The sequence below is a fragment of the Stenotrophomonas genospecies 3 genome, from assembly GCF_054473855.1.
Genome location: NZ_JBTMUR010000001.1, coordinates 448027 through 467073, shown reverse-complemented (window position 1 = coordinate 467073; position 19047 = coordinate 448027). Strand labels below are relative to the sequence as shown.

The following is a 19047-nucleotide window of genomic DNA, read 5'->3' as shown; positions in this document are numbered from 1 at the left end:
CGGTAGGGTTCCGTGGAAAGAATGCGTCCACAGACAAGATAAACTCATGCGCGTCCGCCTTGGGTCGTAAGCCGCCCCTCAAGCGACGACCGCTTCCGGACAAGAGCGGACATCACGTAGCAACGCCAGGGATGAGAGAGCGGCCGATGACTTACCGCCAAGCAAATCGCGCTGCACGCCCCAACAGATGTCATTTGGCCAGATAGGTGTCGGCTGAAATGACTTCCGCATACCCGAATGCGAGCGTTGACATCAGGGCCGTATGCACTTGCTCGGCGGGCACGCTCTTCCCATCGAACTCGAGCTCGCGGGTTGCGCAGGCGTCGTGCACGACCGTTGTCTTGTAACCAAAATAGCCGCGGCGCAAGTTGTCGCGTCGATGCACATGTGGCTCATCGGCCAATAACCGTGACTTATTCGATGCCGTCGGAATCGAGTGTCTCCTTGAGGTCCGTCTTGTGGAACGAGTTCGGATAGTTCTTTGTGATGACGTGCTCGTCGTCTTGGGGGGCTACCTTCGGATGTATCAGCACGCCCTCGGTGCCGGGTACGAAGAACGGCAGGTCGCCGGCGCGAACGCTTACCGGATCATGGACGCAGTCCGGCACTGACCGGACCCGGCACGCAGCGGTCGTTAGCCCGGGACCTTGCTCCTGGCCTGGGAAGCGTCGGCCTCGATCCTGCGGCGCACCTCTTCCTCAAGACCCTTGAGCCCCCAGGTTCTTCCGATCGCGATCGCTTCATCGGCCTCCTTTCCGTCCACCCATGCGGCCCGGAGCGCTGCCATCGCACCGACACGGTTGCCGCTGGCACAGTGCACGAGCACCGGACGTTTCGCGTCTCGAACAATGGCATCAAACGCCATCACGTTCTCACGGGTGAGATCCACTGCACCGCGTAATGGCAGGTTGGAGTACAGAAGGCCGGCCGCGCGGACGGCTGCCGCCTCGTCGAAATCTGGCGTCTCCGCATCCAAGGTGAGGTCGATGACGTGGCGGATGCCAGCATCACGCACGCGTGAGATGTCGTCGGCATCCAGCCGCCCCGCCGACACGATGCCCGGCGCAGGTGACACCGCATCCGCAACGGTCGGCAGTGCAGTCGGGTACGTGGCGGAGGCGCAGCCGGGGCCTGCGAGCGCAACGACAAGGAAGAGCAATGGAATAGGCTTCATGGCATAACCTCAGGCGCGGTTGACGACACGGTGCAACAGGATGCCAGCCAGCATGGCCGGGATGAACCACAGCGCTTCGACCGAGCCGATCCCCAGGCCCGCGAGTGCAGGACCTGGACAGTAGCCGGCGATACCCCAGCCGATTCCGAACAGTGCCGCACCGCCGAGCAGCTTGCGGTCGACCTGCTTCAGGTTCGACAGCTGGAACGTATCGGCGAGCACCGGGCTGCCACGGCGCAGCACCAAGCGGAACAGCAGCCCGGTGGTGGTGACGGCGCCGCCGAGGACGAACGCCAGCGTCGGATCGAAATCTCCGAACACGTCGAGGAAGCCGAGCACGATGCGGGGGTCGGTCATGCCCGACATTGCCAGCCCCAGACCAAACAGCGCACCCGACAGCAGCGCGGCAATCGAGAACTTCATCATCAACTCCAGACGTGGCGCACAAGGAAGGTGGTTGCAATGGCCGTGGCCATGAAGGTCAGGACGGCCGCCAGCGAGCGCATGGACAGTCGGCCGAGCCCACACACGCCGTGGCCGCTCGTGCAGCCGTTGCCCATGCGCGTGCCGAAGCCCACCAGCAGCCCGGCGACCACCAGCCCGACTCGCGAATAGTCCGTCCGCGGCAGTGGTGCACCGGGCACCAGTGCCATGTATAGGCCCGCGGCGACGATCAAGCCCAGCAAAAACATGGCGCGCCACGACACATCACCTGCCTTCGGGAACAGAACGCCGTTGAGGATGCCGCTGACGCCCGCGACCCGTCCGTTGAGCCACAGCAACAACGTCGCGGACAGTCCAATCAGCACCCCGCCTGCCAGGGCGATCATCCACGTGGTCATGCCTCACCTCCCAATTGGTTCAGGGGCAGCCGCAGGTAGCGGATGCCGTTCGCGTCCGTCGGCGGCAGCTCGCCAGCGCGAATGTTCACCTGCAACGCCGGCAGAATCAGCTTGGGCGCCGCCAGTCTTGCATCCCGTTCGGTCCTCAACTTCACGAACGTCTCCTCATCTGCCTCGCCGCCCACATGCACATTGCGCTGCTTCTGCTCGTCGAGCGAGCTCTGCGGATGCGCCTCGCGCTCGGCCGGCGGGTAGTCGTGGCACAGGAACAGGCGGGTGTCGGCGGGCAGATCGAACAAGGTGCGGATCGATCGGTAGAGCTTGCGCGCGTCGCCCCCTGGGAAGTCCACTCTCGCGGTGCCCGTTTCAGGGGCAAACACCGTATCGCCCACGAACGCGGCGTCACCAACGAGATAGGTCAGACTATCGTCGGTGTGACCGGGCGTCGCGATCGCACGCGCTTCGAGCTCGCCGATGGCGAACGTGTCTCCATCGGCGAACAGCCGATCGAACTGGCGGCCGTCGGTGGCGAACTCCGGCTCCATCCCGAACAGCGCCTTGAAGCGCTCCTGCACCTGGGTGATACCGCGACCGATCGCGACCTTCGCGCCGGTTTCGCGTTTGAGGTATGCCGCCGACGTCAGGTGGTCGGCATGCGCATGGGTTTCAAGGATCCAGTCCACGATCAGCGAATGATCGCGCACGAACGCGAGCACGCGGTCGGCCGAGGCGGTCGAGGTTCGGGCACAGGCGGGATCGTAGTCGAGCACCGGGTCGACGATGGCGGCATGGCCACCGTCACGATCGTAGACCACGTAGGTGAAGGTGAACGTGGCCGGGTCGTAAAAGCTCTGCACCTGCGGATTCATTTGACAGCTTCTTGCTCTGTACTTTAGGTACTGCTACATTACATTCGTCACCTGTCCTTGTCAAGAACTTACTAAACTACATCCGCCATGGCCCGTTCATCAAAGAAGATACGTCCGATGCCCTCGACCGAGCAGATGGCGCAGCATGCCAATGAAGCGGCCGCACTGTTGAAGGCACTGGCCCATCCGGCACGCCTGCTCGTGCTGTGCCAGCTGGTCGAGGGCGAGGCTTCGGTAGGAGAGTTGCAGCCGATTACCGGGCTCAGCATGTCCGCCCTGTCGCAGCACCTGGCCGTACTGCGCGAGATGCAGCTCGTCACGACGCGTCGCGAGGCGCAGACCATCTACTACGCGCTAGCCGAGGGCCCTGCTGCAAGCGTGCTCGATACGCTATACGCCGCCTACTGTGGCAGCCAGGAGGCTGTCCAATGACCACGTTCCAGTTAGTGATGGGGGTCATTTCCGGCGGCGTCGTCGGCTTCACGCTCGGGCTGGTCGGTGGCGGCGGCTCCATTCTCGCGGTCCCGCTCATGGTCTACCTCGTCGGGGTGCGCGACCCGCATGTGGCGATCGGCACCAGCGCGCTTGCGGTTGCGGCCAACGCACTTATCGGCCTGACCAACCATGCCCGCAAGCGCAACGTGAAGTGGCGTTGCGCCGCGGCGTTCGCTATCGCCGGCGTGCTGGGCGCGTGGTTCGGGGCGATGCTCGGCAAGGCCATGGACGGGCAGCAGCTGCTTGCATTGTTCGCGCTCCTGATGCTCGTGGTCGCCGGCATGATGTTCCGCTCGCGCGGAAGTGAAGGGGATCCGGCGGTGGTGCTCAATCGGGGCAACGCGCCGAAGCTGCTGGGTTCGGGCGCGGTCACCGGGCTCCTGTCGGGTTTCTTCGGTATTGGAGGGGGCTTTCTGGTAGTACCGGGCCTGATCGCCTCGACCGGCATGCCGATCCTGTTCGCGGTCGGTTCATCGCTGCTCGCCGTTACCGCCTTCGGACTGACCACCGCATTGAGCTACGCGAGCTCCGGACTGGTCGCCTGGTCGCTTGCGGTGGCGTTCATCGGCGGCGGCGCGGTCGGCAGTCTGTTTGGCGCCCGCCTCGCCACACGCCTGGGCGACCGCAAGGGCGTGCTCAACACGGTGCTTGCCGGCCTGATCGTCGTCGTCGCGGTGTACATGCTGTACCGCACCGCGAGTGAACTCGGCTGGATCTGAATTTCGTTCTTCCCCGCAAACGTTCCGGAGGCTCCCATGAACACACCCTGGCGCTTCGCTGAAGATCACTACGCCGGTGGGCAGCCCACGCCTGCGCATCTGGCCGAACTCGTGCGCGAGGGCGTGCGTACGGTTATCAATCTGCGTGCCCCAGAAGAGCCGGCGGAGTACGACGAAGCCGCCGAGGCCGCCCGGCTCGGCGTGCACTACGTATCGCTGCCGATCGCCGGCGCCGCCGATCTCGACCGAGCCCGGGTGCGCGAGTTCGGCCAGACGCTGGACGATGCGCGCCGCGAAGGCGGGGTCCTGATCCATTGCGCGAGTTCCAACCGCGTGGGCGCAATGATCGCGCTTGACGCGACACTCAACCGCGGCTGCTCGCTGGAAGCGGCGCTCAAGCGCGGCCGTGAGGCCGGTCTGGCGACGCTGGAGCCGGCGGTGGTCGCGCTCGCGGAAAACGAAGGAGCCCGGTCATGATCGGTCCCGCCACCATCTTCCGCCAGCTCTTCGAGCCGGTGTCTTCGACCTACACCTATCTGATCGCCTGCCCCGAAACGCGCGAAGCCGCCCTCGTGGATCCGGTGATGCCCGCCTGGCAGCGCGACCTGCAGGTAGTCAACGAGCTCGGTCTGAATCTCGTTATGACGATCGACACGCACATTCATGCGGACCACATCACGTCGGCGTCGATGCTCCGGCGGGAGGTAGGCAGCCGCATCGCTACCCCCGCGCTCGATGCATTGTCCTGTACCGACGTGCCGATGGAAGACGGCGTCCCCCTGCAGGTCGGCGGCGTGCGCATAGACCCGATGCATACGCCCGGCCACACCGACAACCACTTCGCGTTGGTGATGAATGACCGCGTGTTCACCGGCGACGCGCTGCTGATCGACGGCTGCGGCCGTACGGACTTCCAGAGCGGCGACGCGCGTGAACTGTACGAGAGCGTACGCGGTCGGCTGTTCGGCCTCCCGGGCGAGACGCTCGTGTACCCGGCGCATGACTACCAGGGGCGGTGGGTATCGAGCATCGCGCAGGAGAAGCAGCGCAACCCGCGGCTCGGCGCCGAACGCACGCTCGAGGATTTCATCGAGCTGATGGAAAACCTGAACCTGCCATACCCGAAGTTCATCGACTATGCCGTGCCGGGTAACAAGGCGTGCGGGCAGTGTCCTCCGGACCTGCCGGAGCACCTTCGCCAGTACTGTCAGGAAATGGCGGAAAGCCCCCAAGGTTAGCGAGGGTCGGGGGTTGGAGGCATTCCACGGCCGCCGAATCTAACCGTCCTGCCTCGGCAGGACGAGCTCCGCGACCGTCCCACCTCCCTCCCTGGGACGCAAGACCACGTACCCGCCATGACGCTCGGCGATTGCCTCGACGATCGTCAACCCCAACCCGCTGCCTCCTGCGCTGCCGGTCGCGCGTCCTCGCCAGAACCGTTGCGTCGCCTGCCGGTACTCGTCAGGTTCGAGACCAGCGCCACGATCGGTCAGACGGAACCGTACCGTGGTGGCATCGGCATCAGCAACAAGGTCTACGGCACTTCCCGGAGGCGAATAGCGCAACGCGTTGTCGACGAGGTTGCGCAACGCCGCCACGGACAGCGCGGGAGGCACCGCCGGCACCGCCTGACTACCGCTTCCAGCCACGACAACGACCCGGCCATTGGCCGCCGGACTGCTGGCCGCCACCGCCTGCTCCACCACCTGCGCGGCGGTGATCCACTGTCCGTCGTCGAACGGCAGCCGTCCTTCGACCCGCGCCAGCATCAGCAACTGGTCCAGCGTCGCACGCATACGCTGCACGCCTTCACCGGCATCGGCCAGCGCACGTCGTGAGTCCTCGCCACCAGTCAGCCGCGCAACCTGCAGGTGAGTGTCGATCGCAGTCAAGGGTGTGCGCAGTTCGTGCGCAGCATGGTTGGTGAAGCTGCGCTCTCGTGACACCGCGTCGGAAACGCGCTGCAGCAGGTGGTTGAGGGATTCGACCAATGGCCGGAGTTCGCCCGGCATTGGTTGCGCGTCGAGGGGCTCGTCGGCATCGGGCTGGCGTTGCGCAAGCGTGCGACGCAGCCGATCGAGCGGCGCGAGCGCACGGCCCGCGCCCAGCCACAACGCAAGCAAGCCACCCACCGCGGCAATCAGGAACGGCAGCCCGGCCGCCAGCGCGATCTGGCGGCTCAGTTCGGCACGCTCACCGAGACTGTCGGCAGTGGTAATGCTGTAACCGTTCGCCTCCAGCGTGTAGGTACGCCACGCCGTACCCTCGATCTCACGCGTGCGATAGCCCGGCGCGTCGGTCGCCATCAGTGCGCTGGATGCGCCCTGGGTGGTGGCGATCACCTCCCCACGCAGCGAGCGTATCTGGCACGCCATCCCGCGACTGCCGGCAACGGTCACCGCATCAGCCGCCGCTACCGGCGAGGCGCCCACCAACGCGCCCTGCGCCAGCAGTCCGGACACCATGCGTGCCGACATCGCCAGCCGGTCGTCGAGGGTATGCTGCAGGTTGCGATCGAGGTCACGCAGCATCCACGCCGCCGCCACGCTCCACAGCACCGCCAAGGCGATGCCGATTGTCAGCACCAGGCGGAATCGCAGGCTCATGGCTCGGCCCTGCCGAACCGATATCCGAGTCCGCGCACGGTTTGAATGACATCGGCACCGAGTTTCCGGCGCAGGTGATGGATGTGCACGTTGATTGCGTTGCTGCCGACCTCCTGTTCGAAACCGTACAGGCTGTCCTTGAGCTGTTCGCCGGACAGGCAGCGCCCGCCTGCCTGCATCAGGCTGGCGAGCAGTGCGGTCTCGCGACGCGACAGGTCGACGGGTATGCCGTCGAGCCAAGCCTGCCCACTGGCGGGATCCAGCGCCAGTGAACCGGCTTCGATTAGGTTCACGCTGCGGCCAGCGGCACGCCTCGACAAGGCGTGCAGCCGTGCCACGAGCTCGCCGAGATCGAACGGTTTGACCAGATAGTCGTCGGCGCCGCCTTGCAGGCCGGCGATGCGATCTTCCACCGCATCGCGCGCGGTCAGCAGCAGCACCGGCAATTCATCACCGCTCTGGCGCATGCGCACCAGCAGCTGCATACCGTCCTCGTCGGGCAGCCCAAGGTCCAGCACCATCGCGTCGCAATGGGTCGTCTGTCGCGCGAGTTCGGCGTGCGCGACGCTCTCCACGCGATCGGCTGTCATTCCAAAAGCCCGAAGACCGGAGACTATGCCCCGGGCGATCAATTCGTCGTCCTCAACGACCAGGATCCTCATTGATGCCAACTCCGGAAACCAGATGCGCGCTGCACCCTAGCGCAGGGTACCCGGCGTCGCCACCGCCGGGTCATGGCTCCAGCCTGGGGGGCCTTTAATCGTGACTTAATCGCGCGCCTTCATCGTGGCCGGCCTGGATCTCCGGAGTACTGAATGATGCTGTTGCTGCGCCGGTTGTTGCTAAGCCTGTTGATGTTGCCGATGTTGGCGGTTCCCGTGCCCGCGATGGCGCAAGGCTGGCTCGCACCACCGAGCGGGCAGCAGCAGCCCGAGTTCCTCGAGGTCAGCGAGGTGTTCAGGGTCGAGGCAACGGCCGTGAAGGATGGCGCGACCCGGCTGAGCGGCACTATCGCGCCGGGCTACTACCTCTATCGACACCGCCTGAGCGTTGTTCTCGACGGCGGCAAGGCGTTGCCGCTGCAGTTGTCGAACGGCAGGGCGAAAACCGACGAGTTCTTCGGCCGCACCGAGGTCTATTATGACACTGTCGAAATCATAGTCAATGGTGGCGACGCACGCTCGGCGACGCTGCATTGGCAGGGCTGCGCAGATGCCGGCATCTGCTATCCGCCGCAGACCATGCCGGTCGATCTGCCATCGGTCGAGACGCCACCGGCAACCAATGCCGCTGTGGACACCGCAGCGACGACGCCGCCCTCGGAAAAGGCGACAAGCGACAGCGCCCCGCAGCCGCCCACCTCCCCCTCTGCGGCCTCCGTCGCACAAAACTCGGCAGGCGTCGGCGCATCATCCGTCACGGGCTCGATCAGGGAGGCCGCCCCGGCGCCTTCCGTTGCCGGCGAGGACCAGCGCTTCGCCAGCCGCCTCGCCGATGCCAGCCTGTTCGCGTCGGTCGCGGTGTTCTTCGGCATGGGGCTGCTGCTCGCGTTCACGCCGTGCACGCTGCCGATGATCCCGATCGTTTCCAGCCTGATCGTTGGCGGACAGCCGACCACGCGGCGTGCGCTCGCCTTGTCGGTGGCCTACGTTCTGCCGATGGCGTTGACCTACGCCGCGCTCGGCGTGGCCGCCGGGATCGCCGGTGCCAACCTGCAGGCGGCCTTGCAGAACCCGTGGCTGTTGGGCGCCTTCGCGGCGGTGTTCGTGGTGCTTGCGCTGTCGATGTTCGGTGCGTTCGAGCTGCAGTTGCCGGCGTGGCTCGGCAACCGCCTGGATCGCGCCGGTCGCCAGCAGCGCGGCGGCACGCTCGCTGGCGCCGCCGCGCTCGGGTTCCTGTCCGCGCTGCTGGTGGGACCGTGCATGACTGCGCCACTTGCCGGCGCGCTGCTCTACATCAGCCAGTCCGGCAGCGCGCTGACCGGCGGCCTGGCGCTGTTCGCGCTTGGGCTGGGCATGGGATTGCCCCTGCTCGCGATTGCGGTGTTCGGCGCACGCATCCTGCCGCGCCCCGGCGCGTGGATGGATCGCGTCAAGGCGGTCTTCGGCTACGTCCTGCTGGCGTTGGCGATATCGATGCTGGCGCGGGTGCTGGCACCGGCGACGGCGCTGGTGCTATGGGGCGCCTGGCTGCTCGGCGTGGCGGCGGGTTTCCTGGCCCTGGTCGCACCGCCTGCAAGCGGCCCGCTGCGCCTGTGGCTGCCGCGCTATTTTGCAGCCGCGTCGGCGGTCTGGGCACTGGCACTCATGATTGGCGGTGCCAGCGGCTCCGGCGATCCGTGGCGCCCCCTGGAACGACTCGGTGCCAGCGATGCGAGTGCGCAGACAGCCGCGCCGACGGTCGCCTTCGTCCAAGCCAAGACGGCCGACGACCTGTCACGTCGCATCGCCGAAGCCGGTGCGCGAGGCCAATGGACGCTGGTCGATTTCTACGCCGACTGGTGCGTTTCCTGCCATGTCATCGAACGGGAAGTGTTCGGTGATCCGCAGGTGGCATCGATGCTCGCCGGCATGCAGGTCGTGAGGCCCGACGTCACCGCCAACGATGTGGCCGATCGGGCATTGATGAAGGCATGGCAGGTGGCCGGTCCGCCGACGTTGCTGCTCATCGGACCCGACGGCCAAGAACACCGCGCCGAGCGCACGGTGGGCGAGATCACCCCCGAAGCATTCCTGGCCCGCCTGCAGCGCGTCCAGCAAGGAGCGCAATGATGGTCAGTCTTGGCCCGTTTCCCATGTCCCTGGTGGTGCTGCTGGTCGCACTCGCGATTGCCGCACTGGTCGCCCGGCAGTTCGTTGTGCCCTTGCCCGGGCAACCCGCGATCAAGCCGCTTTCGACGTTCCTCGACATGCTGATGGTCGGCGTGCTCGCGGCGCGGCTAGCCTTCGTGCTCGCATGGTGGCCGCAGTACCTCGCGGATCCGTGGTCAATTGTCCGCATCGGCGACGGCGGCTTCTCGATCTGGGCGGGCGTGCTCGCGGGCCTCGCATTCGGCGCATGGCGAGCGCGAAACGCTCCCGCGCTGCGACGTCCGCTGCTGTTCGGTGCGATCGCAGGGCTGGCTTCCTGGGCCGTTCTCGGTGGCGCGCTGCTGTTGATGCAGCAGTCGGTGATGAAACTGCCGGCAACCGAACTGAGCACGCTCGACGGCGGCAGCACGAAGCTTTCGGCGATGACCGGCGAGCCGATGGTCGTGAACCTGTGGGCGACGTGGTGCCCGCCGTGTCGCCGCGAAATGCCGGTCCTGGCCAAGGCGCAGGAAGAACGCGGCGACGTGACGTTCGTCTTCGTCAATCAGGGGGAATCCGAATCGGAGATCCGTGACTACCTGCGCGAGAGTCACCTGCAACTGAGCAATGTGCTGCTCGATCCATTCTCGTCCGTAATGCAGGAGTCCGGCTCGCGCGGCCTGCCAACGACGCTGTTCTTCGATGCCGACGGCCGGCTTGTGGACACCCACATGGGCGAACTCTCGAATGCGAGCCTTGCCGTAAAGCTGCGGCGCTTCGGTGCTGCGCCCTCATCGAGTCCCCCAACCCTTCCAACCAAGGAGGTGCCGTGATGGCACGAGTGAACCCCACTGCAATACTGCTTTCGTCCGCCCTGCTGCTCGCCACCGGTTGCAGTCAGGCCGCCGAGGAAAAGTCGGTTTCCACCGCACCGGCTGTCCCAACGAACGCCACCAGCAACCCGGAGACTGAAAGGCCCGCCGTGATCGAAGCCATTGAAGCCCAGGGTTTCGAAGTGCTCGGCGAGTTCGACGCCCCATCGGGTCTTCGCGGCTTTGCAGGCGTCGCAGGCCAGCAGCCCGTGGCGGTATACGCGACCAACGACGGCGAACATGCCGTCGTTGGGACGCTGATCAATGCAAAGGGCGAGGACATCGGCGCCGAGGCGCTGCAGCGACTTGTCGCCGGTCCGATGTCGGCCCGCACCTGGGCACTGCTGGAGGCGAGCGAATGGATCGCCGACGGAAAGGCCGATGCGCCCCGCGTGATCTACACGTTCAGCGACCCGAACTGCCCGTTCTGCAACAAGTTCTGGAGTGCAGCGCGGCCGTGGGTGGATTCGGGCAAGGTGCAACTGCGGCACATCATGGTCGGTGTGATCCGTCCGGACAGCGCCAACAAGGTTGCCACGATCATGACCGCCAGCTCGCCGTCGGAGGCGCTCCGTCGCAATGAAACCAGCTACAGCTCAGGCGGCATCAAGCCGGCGGCCTCCGTGCCCGCCAATGTGCGCGCCACCCTCGATGCGAACCAAAGACTGATGGTCCAACTAGGGTTCCAAGGCACGCCGGGCATCCTGTTCCGCGACGACAACGGCACGGTCCAGCGCCGAGCCGGCATGCCGGCACCAGATGACCTGGCCACCGTGCTCGGACCGCGCTGATGCGGGGCACATCCTTGCTATTGGGCCTGGTGCTGGCGGGCATGACCTACTTCGCGCAGGCGGCGACGCCGGCGACGTCTCCCGCCCACACTATCGCCATGCATGGCAAAGCGATCGTCCTGCCGGACGCCGCCCACCAACCCGACCCGAAAATGCGCCAGCGGGCGGTATTCAGCCTGACCGTGGCGCCGGCTTCACCCGCTGCGACGGATCCGGGCTTGGAGCGGGTCGCGCGCGCCGTCAACCTGCTCAAGGCAAGCGGAGTGACGAAGAAGCAGTTGGACTTCGTCGTGCTGCTCAGCGAAGGAGCAACGGATTCAGCGCTGGCTGATCCCGCGTACCGCGTCCGCCATGGGGTCGCTAACCCGAACCTCGGGCTGATCGCGCAACTGTCGGCGGCGGGAGTGCAAATGTTCGTGTGCGGCCAGGCCTTGCACTCCCGGCAGCTGGACAGCAACTCGCTGGCACCCAGCATCGCAATATCGCTTTCGGCGTTGACCAGCATCATCACGCTGCAGCAGCAAGGCTATGCGCTGGTTCCGCTGTGAACCAGCAGCAGACGCCGCTGGCTGAATCGACTGTGCCCAGCGATGGTCTCCGGACACCGATCTCGGTGCCTTCCGCAATAGGAGTTCGTCGGCAGTCACTGAGGGGGGGGGGCTCGCCGGCCCGCTGCTCCAGGGTCGGCTCCTGTACCGCTTCTAGGTATGCGGTCGAAGCGTTGATCACGAGAATCAGTCGACCGCGACGGAGACTTGGAGCCAGCGATGTCCGCTTTGGGTCGGGAGCGGACGTTGGCTGGTCGGTGCCGGCAGAGGCTGACCCGCCACAACTGATCCGTGACGCAGCGGCATCAGCGCACGCACTGTCGGCCGAGGGGTTGAACAACGCATCAATACTCGATTCAAAAATGTTTCATCCACATATCACCCCGTTGAAGCCAGTAGGGTCTGGCTTTGCGCAAGGGCACAGCGCTCCTTGTGCGCCTTCATCATGGATTCTCTATGAGTGACAGGTCGGAGGCGATCTACTGCGTCCTTGTAGTAATCGCAGCAGCTCTGGTGAGTGTTGCCAGATGCGTCCACTGTAAACGCCCGAAGTTCCCCTGTTCCAACCCGTGACAGACCACAAGGCCCGGCAATCGCCGGGCCTTGTGCGTTTATGCCCGAGATTAAGGAGATGAGACGATGCACCTGGTTGAAACAATGGCCTATGCCGGCGAGCAGCCCTGGCACGGCCTCGGTCACAAGCTGGCGCCGCAGCAGCCGATCGATGTCTGGAAGCGAGAGGCCGGGATGGATTGGTCGATCGAAGAGTCCGAAGTCCGCTACGTGGTCGGCAAGAACGGGATCGGGGCCATCAACGCCTTCCCAGACCAGAAGGTCCTGTACCGGTCCGACACGCACGCGCCGTTGTCGGTCGTGTCCAAGCGGTACAAAGTGGTCCAGCCGGGCGAGATCCTGGAGTTTTACCGCGATCTGACCGAAGTCGGTGGCTTCGAGCTGGAATCGGCCGGTGTCCTGCGCGAAGGCCGCAAGTTCTGGGCCTTGGCCAAGACCGGCCAGAGCACCGTCCTGAAGAGGAAGGATCGCGTTGACGGCTACCTGCTGCTGGCCACGGCCTGTGATGGGACACTGGCGACCACCGCCCAATTTACTTCGGTGCGGGTCGTGTGCAACAACACCTTGGCCATCGCGCTCGGCAGCAACGCGGGAGCCGTCAAGATGCCGCATCGCAGCCACTTCGATCCCGACGTGGTGAAGCGCCAGTTGGGGATCACCGTGTCGAGCTGGGACTCGTTCGTGGCCCGGATGAAGGCGCTTGTCGAGTGCCCGGTGGATCCCGACTCGGTGGATGGGCTCCTGCGCCGGGTGCTGACCTACCCCAACCCGGACGGGCAAGGGGTGGCGGTCAACGAACAGGCGTTCACGGTGGCCCGGGCCTTGTACGACGGAGCAGGCAAGGGCTCGGATCTGGCGAGTGCCAAGGGAACGGCCTGGGGTGTTCTGAGCAGCGTGACCGAGTTCGTCGATCACCACCGGCGGGCCAGGAGCGACGACCATCGCAGGGAGGCGGCATGGTTCGGGGCGGGTGCCCAGATCAAGCGGCGGGCGTGGGACGAAGCCATGAAGCTGGTGACCTGACCAATGGAAGTCGATCAGCTCGACGTTGCGTACATCGCGATAGGCGCCAAACAGGCGCTGGACAAAAGCGGGGCCCCGTACGCGAAGGTTCCGTTCCAGGGGGAGTTGGGCTACGTCCAGGTATGTATCGACCAGGCCGAGCTTCTGACTCGCGCCTGGCGCGCATGCAGTGAGGTGTTCCCCGGTGTCTGGTGCTACGAGGTGGCCGAGCCCTTCGGCGTGGCCTTCGGCAAGCACCTCTTGGCCGGAGGGGGTCCTGAGAGCGCTCAGAGCATCCTCAACGGCGTGGTGGCCGCAGCGATGGCGACATCGCCGGCCTAAGTTTCGACGTTGTCAGGCAACCCCATAAGCCCGGCCTCCCCACGGAGGCCGGGCTTCTTCTATTGGAGAATCGGAAATGAGCAGATCAGCGGCGATTCGCCTGGTCGATACACGCTCCCTGGAGCGAGAGCAGTGGTTGGAAGTTCGCAAGCAAGGCATCGGCAGCTCAGACGCGGCGGCCGCGGTGGGCTTGTGTCCGTACAAGAGCCAGCTGGAACTCTGGATGGAGAAGACCGGCAGGGCCGTTCGTGGCGAAGAGCCGGGTCAGGACAGTCCCATGTATTGGGGCACCCTGTTGGAGCCGCTTGTCGCCGCGGCCTACACCGAGCGGACCGAGCGAAAGGTGCGCCGCGTCAATGCGGTGCTTCAGCATCCGACCTACAGCTTCATGCTGGCCAACATCGATCGGGAAGTGGTCGGTGTGCCGGATGTCCAGATTCTCGAGTGCAAGACAGCTGGGGAGTTCGGGTCACGGCTCTGGCGCGACGGTGTGCCGGAGTACGTCCAGCTCCAGGTCCAGCACCAGCTGGCCGTGACCGGCAAGCAGGCCGCAGATGTGGCGGTCCTCCTGTGCGGCCAGAAGCTTGAGGTCCATCGGATCGAACGGGACGAGGAGGTGATCTCCCGCCTGATCGTGCTGGAGGCCAGGTTCTGGGAGCACGTGACCCAGGACACCCCGCCGCCGGCCGATGGAAGCGAGTCTGCCGCTCGGGCGCTACGCAGCCTCTACACCGGCAACGACACCAGCATCGACTTCAGCGAAGACGCCGAGTTGTCGGCCACCTTCGACGGGCTGGTGCTGCTGCGCGACGAGATTGCGCAGATGGACAAGCGGGCAGAGCAGATGCGCCAGCAGCTGGAGCAGTCGATGGGGGATGCCTCCCGGGCGATCTTCCCGACCGGCGAGATCACCTACCGGCGCTCCAAGGACGGCACGAGCGTCGACCTCAAGAGGTTGACCGAGGCTCACCCGGATCTCGTGGTCGGTTTCACCGTTGAGCGTCCCGGATCCCGGCGGTTCCGGATCGTCCCCAACCAGAACGAAGGAGCATGATCATGCTGAAAGGCTTGGCGATCACACCGCCCGTGATCGGGCGGATCTCAATCGGCCGCGTGGTCGAGCGCAACGGCAAACGCCTGCCGGAGAAGGATGACCAGTTCACTCTGACGAGCCAGGTCCAGAATCGGGAAGGCTGGATTTTGCATCCGCTGGATGAAACGTTGCGCAAGGAGTCCGGCGGCAAGCTGCGTTCGATTCCGGTTTGCCTGCTCTTCAACGATCCCGGCTTGAACCTGCGCGCGGACTATTCGCTCTTTGACCGGACGACCGGCAGGCCGGTGTGTGTCGGCAACGGGGAGACCAGCCGGAGGATGGGCAAGGGCGGAATCACGCAGGAAGCTTGTCCTGGCCCCGACGGCTGCCCCTTCGCCATGGGCGAGTGCAAGGCGTACGCCCGCTTGAACGTGAGGGTCGGGGACGAGGACGAACTCGGAAGCTTCGTGCTCCGCACCACGTCGTACAACACGATCCGGACGTTGGCAGCCCGGTTGGCGTACTTCGATGCCGTCTCGGGTGGTCGTCTGGCGTGCATGCCGCTCGAACTGAAGCTCCGCGGCAAGTCCACGACGATGAGCTTCAGGTCGGCGATCTACTACGTCGACCTGGTGATCAGGTCAGGCCTGTCGCTGGAGCAGGCCATCGTGGAGGCGAGGACGCTTGACCAAGCCCGCAAGGACGCGGGATTCGATCAGGCGGCGCTGGATGAGGCCGCCAGGCACGGTTTTGCCAACGGTGCGTTCGAGGACCTGGTGGAGGACGTACCGGCCGTGGTGGAGGAGTTCTATCCCGCCGAGGCGGGTGTGGGCGGGAATGGCGTCACGAACGGGCCTGCAGGCGGCAACTTGCAGGACAGGCTGGAAAACAAGGTCGCCCGATTGGGGACCGGTTAGTCGTCAACGAATAGGAGAAAGACAATGCTGAAAGCGATTGGTGGGGCTGTGGTGTACGGCTTCGCGCTTTACGGCCTCAACACCTTCATGGAGAAGGTCAAGGTCATGCAGCGCGTCAAGCGACCGCTGGATCTGGGGGATCCCGGTCAGGTTGCCGGGCAGGAGGACGTCCCCGTCGCGTAGCGGGGGCTCGTCGGAACTGCCTGGCTTGCGGGCAAGGCAGGGCAACGTGAGGGCAGGGAACAAGGGGCGCATCCGCGCCCCTTTTCTGTTGCCGTCGAATCAGGACACGAAAATTCATCGAGGAGAACCAGATGGAGTCACCACCCATGAGCTTGCCCCCGCTGTACGTTCGAAGCGGCACGCGATCCTACAAGGTTGCCAGCGCCGACGAGGTCTTGGAGGCGGCCCGCGCCGTCGTCGGGCAGAGGATGCACCGTGGGGCCGCCTTTTCGGACCCCCAGACCGCCAAGGCATTCTTCCGCGACAAGCTGGGCGGGTTGGGTCAGGAGGTCTTTGCCGCTGCCTTTCTGGACACCCGTCACCGTCTGGTCGAGTACGTGGAACTGTTTCACGGAACCATCGATGGAGCCGAAGTCCATCCGCGGGAGGTAGTCCGTCATGCACTCCGCTGCAACGCCGCCGCGGTGATCGTGGCCCACAATCACCCTTCTGGTTCGGAACATCCCTCAGCTGCCGATCGCGCCGTGACAACACGCCTCAAGCAGTCGCTCGCCCTGGTCGATGTGCGCCTGATCGATCACGTGGTAGTCGGTGGACTGCAGACGGTGACCCTGGCGGAACGTGGCTGGCTTTGACTGCCACACGCGACGCCCGGTGGGGAGCGCAACCTGATCGACTAGCCTGCCAGCCAATGGGGGCTGGCAGGCTGGGGTCGAGTCTTCATTTTTTTGGTCTTACGAGGGTGAATTAGTCTCTTCGCGCGTTGTTTCGACCAGCGGCCGACCCACTAGGCGCACCGGGTCGAACGAGAACACGTGCTCCAGCGGTGCATCATGGCAGCGACCAACCAGCCGATCCGGGAACGCGGCCCGTCCGTGGTCGAGATCCACTTCGGCCGAGCAGATCGGGCACGTGCCCCAGTGGCGCACGACGGCGAATTCGCGGGACTTCAGCTTTCGACCAGGTGCCGGCATGGTGCGAAGCTGGCGGTAGAGCTCGCTCAGAGCCAGAAATGACGGCCCTGCCATGGTGACCCGCTGTGTGGGCAGCTGGAACACCGGCCGCGACAACCACCACAGCCCGGCTGTCACCAGCATCACGAGGCCGAGCTGAGCCAGTGTTGCGGTGGTCACAGGGGCGCTCCGGCCCCATGAGGAAAACAGCAAGAACCAGGCGATTCCCATCAGCACCATGTTCATGGCGGCACTGCCGATGAGCACGTAGCCACGCCAGGACTGCACAGGGAACGGCCGGCTGCCGACCGTCAGCCTTAGCCACAGCGCAGGCTTGACCGGATCCATTTGGTAGCGCATCGAGGTCGGGTTGACCTCGGGCGTCGTGTTGTCCTCAGTTTCCGCCTCACGCGTCGGGCGAAACCCGAAGGACAGCCGGGAGGGTAGGCCACGGCCGCCACCCTTCTTGACCACGAGGTCGGGGGTCAGGGCGCAGCCCTGCTGGGCGCACCGCTGTCGGAGCTGCTCCTGTCGCGAGTCCCACCATTTCTCCAGCTCGGTCGCCCGGAATACCTTGGAGAGGCCATCGCCGGTTCCTTCGAGTTGGTGAAAGAGTGCTCGAAGTGTCGTGGTGTCCGTCTCAGGAGGCGGTTCTCCGCGCGAGATCGCCGTCAGGGTCGTGTCCATGACCTCCCGGAGGACACGAGCGTTGCGCTGCTGGCCCCCCTCCCGATCAAGCCATCCAAGGGCCAACTGGAGGGATTCAACCTGCGGATTACCCGTTTGAGCGGGTTTAGATCTGTTTTCGTCCATGGCCTGCCGCGAATTTCTGCTTTCCCTCCGATCAAGGAAAGCACCATGGACACCATCCCAGAGCGGTTCTCACTCCGCAATCCGTCGGGCAATCCGCTGGCACGGCGCGGCGGGTTTCGCGTTCCATTTGGACTGAAAGATGGCCGTGTCTTAGCGCCGAGCGAGGTCCCGAAGGGCAAAGCGTGCGGCTGCGTTTGCCCGGGGTGCCATGCCCCCTTGTCCGCCAAGGCCCAAGAAAGCCGGCGCAAGCGCCCCCACTTCGCTCACCTGGTCGACACTGGCTGCCACACTGGTCGCGAGACCGGAATCCACGAGCGAGCCAAGCAACTGATTGCCGATCATCGGCGGCTGGTGATCCCGGCCTGGACCGGTGACCCAATAGACATGCCCAATCCGCCGCATGCCCGGGACGCAGATGGTCTGCTCCACTGGGGCCGCCAGATCGATCATCCGACCCGCGGCATGGAGTTGCGCGACATCGAGATTGAGCGATCGTTTGGCACCTACCAGCCCGACGTGGTTGCCCGAGATGAGGTCGGCGAGCTCCTGATAGAGATCCGCGTGACCCATGCCGTTGGCGACATCAAGGCGGCGCGAGTTCAAGCCGAGGGCCGGAGGATGGTCGAAGTCGACCTCTCCCAGCTGCACCGGGACATTCCTCACGACGTGGCGGCCTTCGAGCATGCGGTGCTTGTCGACCCCGCCAATCGCAGCTGGATCTCCTGCCCCAAAGCAGTTGCGGAGTGGCAGGCCTCCAAGCTGGAATTGGACGAGCAGGTTGCAGCCCGGAACCTGGAGATCGCCCAGCAGCGCGACCAAATGGTCAAGGCGGCCCAGGCACGCCAGGAGCGTGAGGCCCAAGAGACCAAGGACAAGGAGGGCCGGAAGGCCTACGTGCGTCGACAGAAGCGCGCGAAACACGCCGAGGACCTGGAGCATCTAATCGAGCTGACGTCGCCTGAGCGAATCGACCGGGTCCTGCGCGAGTACCGGATCAGTGCAGAAGATCGGGTCAGCGAGCTCCTGAACTCTGTGCCGGCGGCGGTGCGCTCGGCCTGTCTGCGCGCCCACAAGGATGCTTGGATCTTTGGAGTGGATCCGGTTCTCTGGCAGCTCCTGGCCCATGACCACTTCATCACGAAACGATCCCCAGGTGATCGGTTCAACCAGAGGGACGTCGCCACTTGGGTTCGCCGGAGCTTCTACACAGAGAGGGCGCTATACAGGCTCTTCGTCACCCAATATGCCAACCGAGCCGAGGCCCAACGCGCGGGCTTTCCCAAAAGGCGGCTGGCCTACTGGGTATTCACTGACGAAGAGAACGACCGGATTCCGAACTTCTACACCCCCGTCAACGACTTCATCGACCGGCTAGAGTCCGCCAGAGTCATTCGGCAACTGCCGGCGCCCAAAGGCGAGTGCGAAGTCCTTCCGCCGCCGTCTTCGGGCTTCACGCCTGCGGCGGCAGTGGCAATGGGGCCGCTTCCGCTCGGCTAGAAGGGGGAGCGCGGAGGGCCTCTGTTCCT

24 protein-coding genes are annotated in these 19047 nt (G+C 65.1%); 15 read left to right on the top strand and 9 right to left on the bottom strand.

Annotated elements, in window-relative coordinates:
- Nucleotides 1-190: 190 nt before the first annotated feature.
- The 6 genes from ACX9OT_RS02100 to ACX9OT_RS02075 are packed head-to-tail and all read right to left on the bottom strand — an operon-like array spanning nucleotide 191 to nucleotide 2885.
- A complete protein-coding gene (locus ACX9OT_RS02100; RefSeq protein ID WP_198551474.1) occupies nucleotides 191-385 on the bottom strand; it encodes a hypothetical protein in 195 nt (64 codons plus the stop codon).
- A gap of 28 nt (nucleotides 386-413) precedes the next feature.
- Nucleotides 414-608, bottom strand: coding sequence for an isochorismatase family protein (locus tag ACX9OT_RS02095; protein ID WP_052338391.1), 195 nt, complete (start codon nucleotides 606-608; stop codon nucleotides 414-416).
- Nucleotides 609-634: 26 nt separating this feature from the next.
- Nucleotides 635-1174: a protein tyrosine phosphatase family protein gene (locus tag ACX9OT_RS02090; RefSeq protein WP_100441027.1), complete on the bottom strand. Its 540-nt coding sequence runs from the start codon at nucleotides 1172-1174 to the stop codon at nucleotides 635-637.
- Between the two features lie 9 nt (nucleotides 1175-1183).
- Nucleotides 1184-1600 (bottom strand): DUF6691 family protein, encoded by a 417-nt coding sequence (locus ACX9OT_RS02085; RefSeq protein ID WP_024890249.1) that lies wholly within the window; start codon nucleotides 1598-1600, stop codon nucleotides 1184-1186.
- Nucleotides 1600-2016 carry a YeeE/YedE family protein gene (locus ACX9OT_RS02080; protein WP_024890248.1) on the bottom strand — a complete coding sequence of 139 codons (417 nt, stop codon included), beginning with the start codon at nucleotides 2014-2016 and terminating at the stop codon, nucleotides 1600-1602. The genes ACX9OT_RS02085 and ACX9OT_RS02080 overlap by 1 nt, the downstream gene beginning before the upstream one ends.
- A complete protein-coding gene (locus tag ACX9OT_RS02075; protein WP_100441026.1) occupies nucleotides 2013-2885 on the bottom strand; it encodes an MBL fold metallo-hydrolase in 873 nt (290 codons plus the stop codon). The genes ACX9OT_RS02080 and ACX9OT_RS02075 overlap by 4 nt, the downstream gene beginning before the upstream one ends.
- 117 nt (nucleotides 2886-3002) lie before the next feature.
- On the opposite strand from ACX9OT_RS02075, the gene ACX9OT_RS02070 reads away from it, so the two are divergent.
- The 4 genes from ACX9OT_RS02070 to ACX9OT_RS02055 are packed head-to-tail and all read left to right on the top strand — an operon-like array spanning nucleotide 3003 to nucleotide 5337.
- Nucleotides 3003-3317 (top strand): ArsR/SmtB family transcription factor, encoded by a 315-nt coding sequence (locus ACX9OT_RS02070; RefSeq protein WP_043689608.1) that lies wholly within the window; start codon nucleotides 3003-3005, stop codon nucleotides 3315-3317.
- A complete protein-coding gene (locus ACX9OT_RS02065) occupies nucleotides 3314-4099 on the top strand; it encodes a sulfite exporter TauE/SafE family protein (protein ID WP_024890245.1) in 786 nt (261 codons plus the stop codon). Before ACX9OT_RS02070 ends, ACX9OT_RS02065 begins: the two co-directional genes overlap by 4 nt.
- A 36-nt stretch (nucleotides 4100-4135) precedes the next feature.
- On the top strand, nucleotides 4136-4576 hold the full coding sequence (locus ACX9OT_RS02060) for a protein tyrosine phosphatase family protein (RefSeq protein ID WP_100441024.1): 441 nt from the start codon (nucleotides 4136-4138) through the stop codon (nucleotides 4574-4576).
- Nucleotides 4573-5337: an MBL fold metallo-hydrolase gene (locus tag ACX9OT_RS02055; protein ID WP_100441023.1), complete on the top strand. Its 765-nt coding sequence runs from the start codon at nucleotides 4573-4575 to the stop codon at nucleotides 5335-5337. The genes ACX9OT_RS02060 and ACX9OT_RS02055 overlap by 4 nt, the downstream gene beginning before the upstream one ends.
- Before the next feature lie 39 nt (nucleotides 5338-5376).
- Here the strand turns inward: ACX9OT_RS02055 and ACX9OT_RS02050 are convergent, their stop codons facing one another.
- Together ACX9OT_RS02050 and ACX9OT_RS02045 are read right to left on the bottom strand one after the other, a co-directional pair.
- A complete protein-coding gene (locus tag ACX9OT_RS02050) occupies nucleotides 5377-6705 on the bottom strand; it encodes an ATP-binding protein (RefSeq protein WP_100441022.1) in 1329 nt (442 codons plus the stop codon).
- Nucleotides 6702-7367, bottom strand: a complete 666-nt coding sequence (locus tag ACX9OT_RS02045) for a response regulator (protein ID WP_100441021.1) — start codon at nucleotides 7365-7367, stop codon at nucleotides 6702-6704. Before ACX9OT_RS02045 ends, ACX9OT_RS02050 begins: the two co-directional genes overlap by 4 nt.
- 153 nt (nucleotides 7368-7520) lie before the next feature.
- Here ACX9OT_RS02045 and dsbD point away from each other — a divergent pair, with 153 nt between their 5' ends.
- The 10 genes from dsbD to radC all read left to right on the top strand — a co-directional run bounded on the left by dsbD (nucleotide 7521) and on the right by radC (nucleotide 16390).
- Complete coding sequence (gene dsbD, locus ACX9OT_RS02040; protein ID WP_459000668.1) at nucleotides 7521-9476, top strand: protein-disulfide reductase DsbD; 1956 nt, start codon at nucleotides 7521-7523, stop codon at nucleotides 9474-9476.
- Nucleotides 9473-10327 (top strand): TlpA disulfide reductase family protein, encoded by an 855-nt coding sequence (locus ACX9OT_RS02035; protein ID WP_228756294.1) that lies wholly within the window; start codon nucleotides 9473-9475, stop codon nucleotides 10325-10327. The genes dsbD and ACX9OT_RS02035 overlap by 4 nt, the downstream gene beginning before the upstream one ends.
- A complete protein-coding gene (gene dsbG / locus ACX9OT_RS02030) occupies nucleotides 10327-11157 on the top strand; it encodes a thiol:disulfide interchange protein DsbG (RefSeq protein WP_153854610.1) in 831 nt (276 codons plus the stop codon). Before ACX9OT_RS02035 ends, dsbG begins: the two co-directional genes overlap by 1 nt.
- A 41-nt stretch (nucleotides 11158-11198) precedes the next feature.
- Complete coding sequence (locus ACX9OT_RS02025; RefSeq protein ID WP_194936599.1) at nucleotides 11199-11705, top strand: DsrE family protein; 507 nt, start codon at nucleotides 11199-11201, stop codon at nucleotides 11703-11705.
- Between the two features lie 639 nt (nucleotides 11706-12344).
- Nucleotides 12345-13301: a DUF932 domain-containing protein gene (locus ACX9OT_RS02020; protein WP_153854608.1), complete on the top strand. Its 957-nt coding sequence runs from the start codon at nucleotides 12345-12347 to the stop codon at nucleotides 13299-13301.
- A gap of 3 nt (nucleotides 13302-13304) precedes the next feature.
- The gene (locus tag ACX9OT_RS02015; RefSeq protein WP_101101290.1) at nucleotides 13305-13622 is read left to right on the top strand and encodes a hypothetical protein; all 318 of its coding nucleotides are present in this window, start codon (nucleotides 13305-13307) and stop codon (nucleotides 13620-13622) included.
- A 76-nt stretch (nucleotides 13623-13698) separates the two neighbouring features.
- Nucleotides 13699-14676 (top strand): YqaJ viral recombinase family nuclease, encoded by a 978-nt coding sequence (locus ACX9OT_RS02010; protein ID WP_101101288.1) that lies wholly within the window; start codon nucleotides 13699-13701, stop codon nucleotides 14674-14676.
- 2 nt (nucleotides 14677-14678) lie between these two features.
- Nucleotides 14679-15572 (top strand): recombination directionality factor, encoded by an 894-nt coding sequence (locus ACX9OT_RS02005; RefSeq protein WP_101101481.1) that lies wholly within the window; start codon nucleotides 14679-14681, stop codon nucleotides 15570-15572.
- 24 nt (nucleotides 15573-15596) lie between these two features.
- On the top strand, nucleotides 15597-15755 hold the full coding sequence (locus ACX9OT_RS02000) for a hypothetical protein (RefSeq protein WP_153854607.1): 159 nt from the start codon (nucleotides 15597-15599) through the stop codon (nucleotides 15753-15755).
- Between the two features lie 146 nt (nucleotides 15756-15901).
- The gene (radC, locus tag ACX9OT_RS01995) at nucleotides 15902-16390 is read left to right on the top strand and encodes a RadC family protein (RefSeq protein ID WP_228756292.1); all 489 of its coding nucleotides are present in this window, start codon (nucleotides 15902-15904) and stop codon (nucleotides 16388-16390) included.
- A 99-nt stretch (nucleotides 16391-16489) separates the two neighbouring features.
- Here the strand turns inward: radC and ACX9OT_RS01990 are convergent, their stop codons facing one another.
- Complete coding sequence (locus ACX9OT_RS01990; RefSeq protein ID WP_459000664.1) at nucleotides 16490-17395, bottom strand: hypothetical protein; 906 nt, start codon at nucleotides 17393-17395, stop codon at nucleotides 16490-16492.
- A gap of 171 nt (nucleotides 17396-17566) precedes the next feature.
- Between ACX9OT_RS01990 and ACX9OT_RS01985 the strand changes: the two genes are divergently transcribed.
- On the top strand, nucleotides 17567-19018 hold the full coding sequence (locus ACX9OT_RS01985) for a competence protein CoiA family protein (protein WP_101101282.1): 1452 nt from the start codon (nucleotides 17567-17569) through the stop codon (nucleotides 19016-19018).
- Nucleotides 19019-19047: the final 29 nt, after the last annotated feature.